Raw genomic sequence first — 9,719 nt, forward strand, 5'->3', positions numbered from 1 at the left:
CGCGGGGATCCAGGCTCGTTCAGGTATCGCCGCCAGACGCACAAACACCCGTCATCCCCGCGAAGGCGGGGATCCAGAGTCTTTCAGGTGACTCCGTCCAATCCAAGCTCTACCCCCAACCCACATCCCCCACAAACAACCAACGCCCCCCGAAACACAATCTGTAACATCCAAACAGAATAGTGATCAGGTCTCCCTTCCCCAAGGACGCCCTTCACATGAACAGCCCCTCCTATGCCGGCGATGTTTCAATCGCGGCAGACGCCAAGCCCAAGCTAAACCGTACCCACGGCAAGGGCACGAAACTGGTTTTCTTCTCCATCCTAATCCTCGGTCTGGTCTACAGCGCCTACAGCCTGTTCCACGACGTCGACGAAGCCGGCACCGTCGTCACCACCTGGACGCCCTTCGTGCTCTTGGGCATCGCGCTGCTGATCGCCCTGGGCTTCGAGTTCGTCAACGGTTTGCATGACACCGCCAACGCGGTGGCCACGGTGATTTACACCCATTCGCTGCCGCCGCAATTCGCGGTGTTGTGGTCGGGCTGTTTCAATTTCCTTGGGGTGTTGGTGTCCAGCGGCGCCGTGGCATTCGGGATTATTGCCCTGCTGCCCGTAGAGCTGATTCTGCAGGTGGGCTCCTCCGCCGGCTTTGCCATGGTGTTCGCCCTGCTGATCGCGGCCATCATCTGGAACCTCGGCACGTGGTGGCTGGGTTTGCCGGCGTCGTCTTCGCACACGCTGATCGGCTCGATCATCGGCGTGGGCATCGCCAACGCGCTGATGCATGGCCGCGACGGCGCCAGCGGCGTGGACTGGGCGCAAGCGACGAAGGTCGGTTACTCGTTACTGCTCTCGCCCTTGATCGGCTTCGGCTGCGCCGCGCTGCTGCTGTTGGCCCTGCGTGCGCTGGTGAAGAACCGCGAGCTGTACCAGGCGCCCAAAGGCCAAACGCCGCCGCCCTGGTGGATCCGCGGCATGTTGATTCTGACCTGCACCGGCGTGTCGTTCGCCCACGGTTCCAACGACGGGCAGAAGGGCATGGGCCTGATCATGCTGATTCTTATCGGCACATTGCCCATGGCCTACGCCCTTAACCGCGCCATGCCGGAAAGCCAGGTCGAGCAATTCACCGCATTGGCACAGGTCACGCAGCAGGCGCTGGTCAAAGTCGCCCCGCAACCCGCGCCGCAAGACCCGCGCGCCACGCTCTCGGAGTACGTGCGCAGCAAACAGGTCACACCCGAGCTGATTCCGGCCCTGGCCTCGCTCGCCGGCTCCATCGGCGCGCAAGTGAAAAGCTACGGTTCCCTGGCCCAGGTCCCGGCGGCGGCAGTGTCCAACGTGCGTAACGACATGTACCTCACCTCCGAAGCCATTCGCTTTATGGACAAAGACAAAGTCGGCGGCTTCGACACCGCCACGCAAAACACCTTGCTGGCGTTCAAGAAGCAAATCGACGAATCCACCAAGTTCATCCCGCTGTGGGTGAAAATTGCCGTCGCCATCGCCTTGGGCCTCGGCACCATGGTCGGCTGGAAACGCATCGTGGTCACCGTCGGCGAAAAAATTGGCAAAACCCACCTCACATACGCCCAAGGCGCTTCGGCGGAATTAGTGGCCATGGTCACCATTGGCGCGGCCGACGTGTATGGCCTGCCGGTATCCACGACCCACGTATTGTCATCCGGTGTGGCGGGCACCATGGCCGCCAATGGCTCCGGCTTGCAGATGCGCACGATCCGCAACCTGCTCATGGCCTGGGTGCTGACCTTGCCGGTCGCCATCCTGTTGTCTGGCAGCCTGTATTGGTTGTTCACGTTCTTGTTTTAACCGCGCTTTGTTTTACCCGCGCTCCCCCGCGTATTGCCGCCCTTTCACTGTGCAAGGGCGGCTTTTTTATTCGTCTGCGCCGCGCAGCGCCTATGCTTCACATCCGGGCGCACGGGTTCGCCCGGTCAGGAGCTTGTATGCTGCGACGCCTCGCTGTTTTGCTGCTGTGTGGCAGTTTGATCGGTGCAACGCCGGTGTCCTACGAAGCCAGCAAAGAGCAGTTGGCGACGCTGTACGCCACCTTGAAAACCCTGCTGCAAAACACCCCGATTCACCGCAAGCAACTGATCAACACCCAGCGCTCCTGGCGAGCCTTTCGTGATGCCGAATGCGAGTTCGTCACCACCGATGACGAACAAAACAATGAGCACATCGACAGTTATCGCCAGTGCGCCGAGGACATGACCTTGGCGCGAATTCGCGCGCTGCAGCACTACCTGCACTGCGCCGAAACCGGCACCGACTGCACCGTGGCGCCGCCTTGATCGGCAACCGCGCTGGCGCCAACAAACCGGCCGACCACGCATAAAAAAGGCCCGTCAAATGACGGGCCTTTTCACACGCCGATACAGCGAACGCGCTTAGCCGTTGCTTGGGAACGCGAACTGCGCGGCTTCATGGGAAGCACGTTGCGGCCAGCGCTGGGTGATGGCTTTGCGACGGGTGTAGAAACGCACACCGTCCGGGCCGTAGGCGTGCAGGTCGCCAAACAGCGAGCGCTTCCAACCGCCGAAGCTGTGGTAAGCCACCGGCACCGGCAACGGCACGTTGACGCCAACCATGCCCACTTCGATCTCGTCGCAGAACAAACGCGCCGCTTCACCGTCACGGGTGAAGATGCAGGTGCCGTTGCCGTATTCGTGATCGTTGATCAACTGCATGGCCGCTTCCAGGCTGCCGACGCGAACGATGCACAGCACAGGGCCGAAGATCTCGTCGGTGTAGATGGTCATGTCGGTTTTGACGTTGTCGAACAGGCTGCCGCCGAGGAAGAAGCCGTCTTCGTTGCCGGCCACTTTCAGGTTGCGACCGTCTACCAACAAGGTCGCGCCAGCGGCCACACCGGCGTCGATGTAACCCGCCACTTTGTCACGCGCCGCCGCGGTAACCAGTGGGCCCATGTCCAGGCCGCACGAGGTGCCGGCACCGATTTTCAGCGCCTTGATTTGCGGCACGATTTTCTCGACCAGCGCGTCGGCAATCTGATCGCCCACACACACCGCCACCGAAATCGCCATGCAGCGCTCGCCGCACGAACCGTAGGCTGCACCCATCAGGGCGCTGACGGCGTTGTCCAGGTCGGCATCGGGCATCAGCACGGCGTGGTTTTTCGCGCCGCCCAGCGCCTGAACGCGTTTGCCGCGCTTGGTGCCTTCGGAATAGATGTACTCGGCAATCGGCGTCGAACCCACGAAGCTCAGGGCTTTGACTTCCGGCGCTTCGATCAGCGCATCTACCGCTTCCTTGTCGCCGTGCACCACGTTCAACACGCCTTTAGGCAAGCCGGCCTGGTTCAGCAGTTCGGCAATGAACAAGGTGGAGCTTGGGTCACGCTCGGACGGTTTGAGGATGAAGCAGTTGCCGCACACGATGGCCAGCGGGTACATCCACAACGGCACCATGGCCGGGAAGTTGAACGGGGTAATACCGGCGACCACGCCCACCGGCTGGAAGTCGCTCCAGGCGTCGATGTTCGGACCGACGTTGCGGTTGTATTCGCCTTTGAGAATCTCCGGCGCGCCGCAGGCGTATTCCACGTTTTCGATGCCGCGCTTCAGTTCGCCAGCGGCGTCTTCAAGGGTTTTGCCGTGCTCTTCGCTGATCATCTGCGAAATTTTCGCTTCGTTCTGCTCCAGCAATTGCTTGAAGCGGAACATCACCTGCGCGCGTTTGGCCGGTGGTGTGTTGCGCCAGGCCGGGAACGCGGCTTTGCCGGCGTCGATGGCTTGTTGCACGGTGGCGCGGCTGGCCAATGGCACTTTATGAATCGCCTCGCCGGTCGACGGGTTGTACACGTCGGCAGTGCGACCGGTGTCGGTCACGAATTCGCCGTTGATCAAATGCTGGATGGTGCTCATACAAAACTCCCTTATCGAATGCGTGCGGCGTCTGGCGCCTGGGCCCGTGCTCGAACAGCACGACGCCTATTTAATTTCGGTCTCGATGAAGACGATCTCGTGGTCACTGGCGTTGATCACATTGTGCTCAACGCCGGCCTTGCGGAAGTACGCCTGGCCGGCTTTCAGCGGCGCGTGCTTGTCGCCCTCCGGGGTTTCCAACAGCAGCAGGCCGTCGGTCATCGGCACCACGACATAGTCGTAACCGTGGCGGTGCTTGCCGGTTTCGCTGCCGGGCGAAAATCGCCATTCGGTGACGATCACCTCATCGTTATCCACCTGCACGGTGGGCACGGCTTGCACGCGCTGGGTCATCGGCTTAGTCCACGCTGTTCAGGGCATCGCCCACAGCAGAGAACACGCGGTCGAGGTCTTCGACCTTGGCGTTGAAGGTTGGCCCGAATTGCAGGGTGTCGCCGCCGAAGCGCACGTAGAACCCGGCTTTCCACAGCTTCATGCCAGCCTCGAACGGACGGATCACCGGGTCGCCATCACGCGGAGCCAGTTGAATGGCGCCGGCCAGGCCGCAGTTGCGGATGTCGACAATGTGCTTGGCGCCTTTCACGCCGTGCAGCAGCTTGGCGAAATGCGGGGCCAGTTCAGCCGATTGCTGCACCAGGTTTTCGCGCTTGAGAATTTCCAGCGAAGCCAGGCCGGCAGCGCACGCCACCGGGTGAGCCGAGTAGGTGTAGCCGTGGGTGAACTCGACCATATGCTCAGGCGAAGGCTGGTTCATAAAGGTCTGGTAAATCTCGCGGCTGGCGATAACAGCGCCCAGGGGCACGGCACCGTTAGTGATCTGCTTGGCCACGTTCATGATGTCTGGCGTCACGCCAAAGTATTCGGCGCCGGTCCACTTGCCCATGCGGCCGAACGCGGTGATCACTTCGTCGAAAATCAGCAGGATGTTGTGCTGCGTGCAGATTTCCCGCAGGCGTTGCAGGTAGCCCACTGGCGGCACGATCACGCCGGCCGAACCGGACATCGGCTCGACGATCACAGCCGCGATGTTCGAGGCGTCGTGCAGCTCGATCAGTTTCAGCAGTTCGTTGGCCAGCTCCACGCCACCGGTTTGCGCAGCGCCTTCGGTGAAGGCCATGCCCGGTTGCAGGGTGTGCGGAAGATGGTCGACATCCATCAACTGCCCGTACATTTTGCGGTTGCCGCCGATGCCGCCGAGGCTGGTGCCGGCGATGTTCACACCGTGGTAACCACGGGCGCGGCCGATGAATTTGGTTTTGCTCGCCTGGCCTTTCAGGCGCCAGTAGGCCTTGGCCATTTTCACCGAGGTGTCGGCGCTCTCGGAGCCGGAACCGGTGAAGAACACGTGCTTGAGGTCACCGGGCATCAGCTCGACCATTTCCTCAGCCAGTTTGAACGACAGCGCGTGGCCATATTGAAAGCCTGGCGAGTAATCCAGCACACCGAGTTGCTTGCCCACCGCCTCGGCAATTTCCTTGCGTGAGTGCCCGGCGCCGCAGGTCCACAGACCCGACAGGCTGTCGTAGATCTTGCGGCCCTGGTCGTCCACCAGCCAGCTGCCTTCGGCCGACACGATGAAACGTGGGTCGCGCTGGAAGTTACGGTTGGCGGTAAACGGCATCCAGTGCGCGTCCAGCTTGAGCTGGCTGGCCAAGGATGGCTGGGCGGTTTGCGGCATGTTCATTTAATGGCCTCGCATGGATTGTTCTGTTCTTTGTAGGAGCCAGCTTGCTGGCGAACCAAGATTCGCCGGCACGCTGGCTCCTACGCGAATGACGGGTAGCTGTTGTGCTTGCGAGCAAAGGTGCCATGGGCATAAAGTCTGAAAAACCCGATTCTTCTAATTTTCAGATTGGCATTCACTAAACTATGAGTACCCGCCGCCCCGACCCCCTCGCCCAGGTCAGTGACTTTGATATCCGCCTGCTGCGCATCTTTCGCAGCGTGGTGGAATGCGGCGGCTTTTCTGCCGCCGAAAGCGTGCTGGGCATCGGCCGCTCGGCCATTAGCCAGCAAATGAGCGACCTCGAACAACGCCTCGGCTTGCGCCTGTGCCAACGGGGCCGCGCCGGGTTTGCGCTGACCGAGGAAGGCCGCGAGGTGTATCAATCGTCGCTGCAATTGCTCAGCGCCCTGGAAAGTTTTCGCACCGAGGTCAACGGCCTGCACCAGCACTTGCGCGGCGAGCTGAACATCGGTCTTACCGACAACCTCGTCACGCTGCCGCACATGCGCATCACCAATGCGCTGGCCCAATTAAAAGAACGCGGGCCGGACGTGCACATTCAAATTCGCATGACGCCGCCCAGCGAAGTGGAGCAAGGCGTGCTCGACGGTCGCTTGCACGTGGGCGTGGTGCCGCAGGCCACCACCTTGTCCGGTCTGGAATACCAGCCCTTGTATGAAGAACGCTCGCTGCTCTACTGCGCGGTCGGCCATCCGTTGTTCTACGCCGCCGACGACCAACTCAGCGACGAGCGCCTGAACGTGCAGGACGCCATCGCCCCGACCTTCCGCCTGCCGCCCGAGATTCAGGCCCAGTACCAAGTGCTGAAAGCCACCGCCAGCGCCTCGGACCGTGAAGGCATGGCGTTTCTGATTCTTACCGGGCGCTATATCGGCTACTTGCCGGACCACTACGCCAGCTTCTGGGTGCAACAGGGCCGGCTGCGGGCGCTGAAACCGGCAAGCCGCTTTTACGACCTGAGCCTGGCCTCGGTTACGCGCAAAGGCCGTCGCCCGCACCTGGTACTGGAAAGCTTTCTCGAAGCCCTCGCCGCCACCACCTGAGGCGCCCCGCTTCAGTGCACGGCGGGCGCCATGACGAAGCAGCCCGCCGTTCCTCGACCCATCGGTCAGTCTGACGGCTTGTCCGTCACCCTTTCTGCAGCGAATGTATGCACCCGCCGACACAAGGCCCGCATCGATTGCGCACAATTTCTGCGAAGTTTTTTCGGCGAATCTGATCACTTGGACAGAAACTTGCAAAGACGAGTGCACCTGACCAAGTGGCCAGGAAAACTAAAACTAGAGTGAAGTCATGCGGGCCACTGCGCTCGTGTGAAGGACGCCTTCCTGGGAGCACACACGCGAATGAATAAAGTCTCTTCCCTGCTGCTTGCCGGTAGCCTCTTGCTGGGCGCCAGCGCCGCTCAAGCCGACGGCCCACTGGTGTGGCAGGACAACAGCATCACGTACCTGTACGGCCGCGACTTCAAAGTGAACCCGGCGATCCAGCAAACCTTCTCGTTCGAACACGCGAGCGGCTGGACCTTCGGCGACCTGTTTATCTTCTTCGACCAGATCAACTACAACGGCACCGAAGATGCCAACGCCGGCAAAAACACCTACTACGGCGAGATCACCCCGCGCCTGTCGTTCAGCAAAATCTTCGACCAGAAAATCGAGTTCGGCCCACTGAAAGATGTGCTGCTCGCTGGCACCTACGAGCGTGGCGAGAACCGCAACCAGAACTACCTGCTCGGCCCAGCCTTCGACTTCAACCTGCCAGGCTTCGACTACTTCCAGCTGAACTTCTACTACCGCAAACCCGACGGCATCACCAAGAACCCGTCCGGCCAGTGGCAAGTGACGCCGGTGTGGTCGTACACCATTCCGGTAGGCAATTCCGACATCCTTATCGACGGCTACCTCGACTGGGTGTGGAACAACAAAGACGCCACCAGCAGCCGCCCGAACGACCTGCACGCCAACTTCCACTTCAACCCGCAGGTTAAATACGACCTGGGCAAAGCCATGGGCTGGAGCGCGGTCAAACACTTCTACGTGGGTGTGGAATACGACTACTGGAAAAACAAATACGCCATCGACGACAACAGCTTCCTCGGTGACGAAATTCTGCAAGGCACAGACCAGAGCGCCATCAACTTCATCGCCAAAGTGCACTTCTGATCCGCTGTTCCGGCCGCTGTTTTGGCGCAGCGGCCTGCTCTACCGCTTGAACCTAAACCTCCTTTATTGGCCCGTTGGCGCACCGCGCTCAATGGGCATTTTTTAATCAAGAATTCTGTAGCCCGGTACGACCGATCGGGCCAACAAAACACTGTGCGAGACCGCGACATGCAGCCCGACTCCGACAGCAACACCGACCTCATCTACGGCCTCGAAGACCGCCCGGCGCCGGTGCCGGCGTTCTTCGCCGCCCTGCAACATGTGCTTGCCAGCTTTGTCGGCATCATCACGCCGCCGCTGGTGATCGGCTCGGTGCTGGGCCTGGGCGCCCACCTGCCGTACCTGATCAGCATGGCCTTGATGGTCTCGGGCGTCGGTACGTTTATTCAGGCGCGCCGCCCGTTTGGCATCGGCGCCGGCATGATCTGCCTGCAAGGCACCAGCTTTGCCTTTCTCGGCGCCGTGCTGTCGGCCGGCTTTTTGGTCAAGAGCCGCGGCGGTAGCCCGGAAGATGTGTTGGCGATGATTTTCGGCGTGTGCTTTTTCGGCGCCTTTGTACAGATTGTGCTGAGCCGCATGCTCGGCCAACTGCGCCGCGTGATCACGCCGCTGGTGACTGGCATCGTCATCACCTTGATTGGCGTGAGCTTGATCAAAGTGGGCGTCACCGACCTGGGCGGCGGCTTCAACGCCCCGGACTTCGGCGCCCCCGCCAACCTCGGCCTCGGCGCCCTGGTGCTGCTGACCATCATCGCCCTGAACCGCTCCGGCCGCCCTTGGGTGCGCTTGTCAGCGATCATCATCGGCCTGGCCGTGGGCAGCATTGCCGCCTGGTTCACCGGCAAACTGGTGCCACAACCGCTGCCAGACTTGCCCCTCGTCAGCCTGCCGATTCCGTTCAAATTCGGCTTCGCCTTCGACTGGACAGCCTTCATTCCGGTGGCGCTGATCTACGTGATCAGCACCATCGAAACCGTCGGCGACCTGACCGCCAACAGCATGCTCTCGCGCGAACCGATCGAAGGCCCGCGCTACTTGGCGCGCCTCAAAGGCGGCGTATTGGGCGACGGCGTCAGCTGCATGATCGCCGCCACCTTCAGCGCGTTTCCCAACACCACCTTTGCCCAGAACAACGGCGTGATCCAGATGACCGGCGTCGCCAGCCGTTACGTCGGCTTGTACATCGGCGTGGTGCTGTTTGCCCTTGGCCTGTTCCCATTGCTGGGCGCCGTGCTGCAACAGATCCCGAAACCAGTGCTGGGCGGCGCCACGTTGGTGATGTTCGGCAGCGTGGCAGCGGCCGGCGTGCGCATCCTTGCGCAGTCAACGCTGGACCGTCGCAGCATGCTGATCATCGCCGCCTCGTTTGGCGTGGGCCTGGGCATTGCCGCGCAACCGACGCTGCTGCATTTGATGCCCAAGCTGGTGCAAAACCTGTTCGACTCCGCCATCACCAGCGGCGGGTTGACGGCGATTGTGTTGAATCTGGTGTTGCCGGAAGAGAAGCGGCGTAGGTTGGGTTGAGCCAAAGGCGAAGCCCAACGTTGCGAAAGCATTCGCCTCCACGCGTTACCAACAAGGACAAGCGAAACAGCGCATGTTCTGTTTGATGACACCGTTGAGGCTTGCTCTTGCGTATCGTTGGGCTTCGCTTGCGCTCACCGAACGCGGAACGACCCAACCTACGTCCGCACTCCGGCCCGACGCTGCAACTCCAGCACCGCCGCCTGCGCCTGACGCCCCAACTCCATCACATCCAACCCCGGCACCTGATCGTCGGCGACCACACGCCGCCCGCCCACCAGCAACGCCCTCAAGCTGGCGCGACCGCCGCTGGCGACCGGCCCGATGGCCATGTCGTGTAAACCGAAATAGC

Annotated in this window: 8 protein-coding genes and 1 pseudogene; 5 read left to right on the forward strand and 4 right to left on the reverse strand. The window is 61.4% G+C overall.

Annotation, left to right across the window (positions count from 1 at the left end; translation table 11 throughout):
* Window positions 1-218: 218 nt before the first annotated feature.
* Window positions 219-1,832 (forward strand): inorganic phosphate transporter, encoded by a 1,614-nt coding sequence (locus AC0IW7_RS24520; RefSeq protein ID WP_471821439.1) that lies wholly within the window; start codon window positions 219-221, stop codon window positions 1,830-1,832.
* Between the two features lie 137 nt (window positions 1,833-1,969).
* A complete protein-coding gene (locus AC0IW7_RS24525; protein ID WP_471821441.1) occupies window positions 1,970-2,317 on the forward strand; it encodes a lysozyme inhibitor LprI family protein in 348 nt (115 codons plus the stop codon).
* A 96-nt stretch (window positions 2,318-2,413) separates the two neighbouring features.
* Here the strand turns inward: AC0IW7_RS24525 and AC0IW7_RS24530 are convergent, their stop codons facing one another.
* The 3 genes from AC0IW7_RS24530 to aptA form a co-directional block, all read right to left on the reverse strand.
* Window positions 2,414-3,910: a CoA-acylating methylmalonate-semialdehyde dehydrogenase gene (locus tag AC0IW7_RS24530; RefSeq protein WP_122493181.1), complete on the reverse strand. Its 1,497-nt coding sequence runs from the start codon at window positions 3,908-3,910 to the stop codon at window positions 2,414-2,416.
* 66 nt (window positions 3,911-3,976) lie between these two features.
* Window positions 3,977-4,264, reverse strand: coding sequence for a cupin domain-containing protein (locus tag AC0IW7_RS24535; protein WP_463383852.1), 288 nt, complete (start codon window positions 4,262-4,264; stop codon window positions 3,977-3,979).
* A gap of 4 nt (window positions 4,265-4,268) precedes the next feature.
* Entirely contained in the window at window positions 4,269-5,615 is a 1,347-nt protein-coding gene (gene aptA, locus AC0IW7_RS24540) for an omega-aminotransferase AptA (RefSeq protein WP_122493183.1), read from the reverse strand.
* Window positions 5,616-5,800: 185 nt separating this feature from the next.
* On the opposite strand from aptA, the gene AC0IW7_RS24545 reads away from it, so the two are divergent.
* The 3 genes from AC0IW7_RS24545 to AC0IW7_RS24555 all read left to right on the forward strand — a co-directional run bounded on the left by AC0IW7_RS24545 (window position 5,801) and on the right by AC0IW7_RS24555 (window position 9,367).
* The gene (locus AC0IW7_RS24545) at window positions 5,801-6,721 is read left to right on the forward strand and encodes a LysR family transcriptional regulator (protein WP_463383853.1); all 921 of its coding nucleotides are present in this window, start codon (window positions 5,801-5,803) and stop codon (window positions 6,719-6,721) included.
* A gap of 303 nt (window positions 6,722-7,024) precedes the next feature.
* A complete protein-coding gene (locus tag AC0IW7_RS24550; RefSeq protein WP_463383854.1) occupies window positions 7,025-7,843 on the forward strand; it encodes an outer membrane protein OmpK in 819 nt (272 codons plus the stop codon).
* Between the two features lie 168 nt (window positions 7,844-8,011).
* Complete coding sequence (locus AC0IW7_RS24555) at window positions 8,012-9,367, forward strand: uracil-xanthine permease family protein (RefSeq protein ID WP_471821444.1); 1,356 nt, start codon at window positions 8,012-8,014, stop codon at window positions 9,365-9,367.
* Window positions 9,368-9,525: 158 nt separating this feature from the next.
* Here AC0IW7_RS24555 and AC0IW7_RS24560 read toward each other — a convergent pair.
* Window positions 9,526-9,719 (reverse strand): annotated as a pseudogene (locus AC0IW7_RS24560) (amidohydrolase family protein); the annotation flags it as partial.

The sequence above is a fragment of the Pseudomonas sp. AC229 genome (assembly GCF_979254655.1).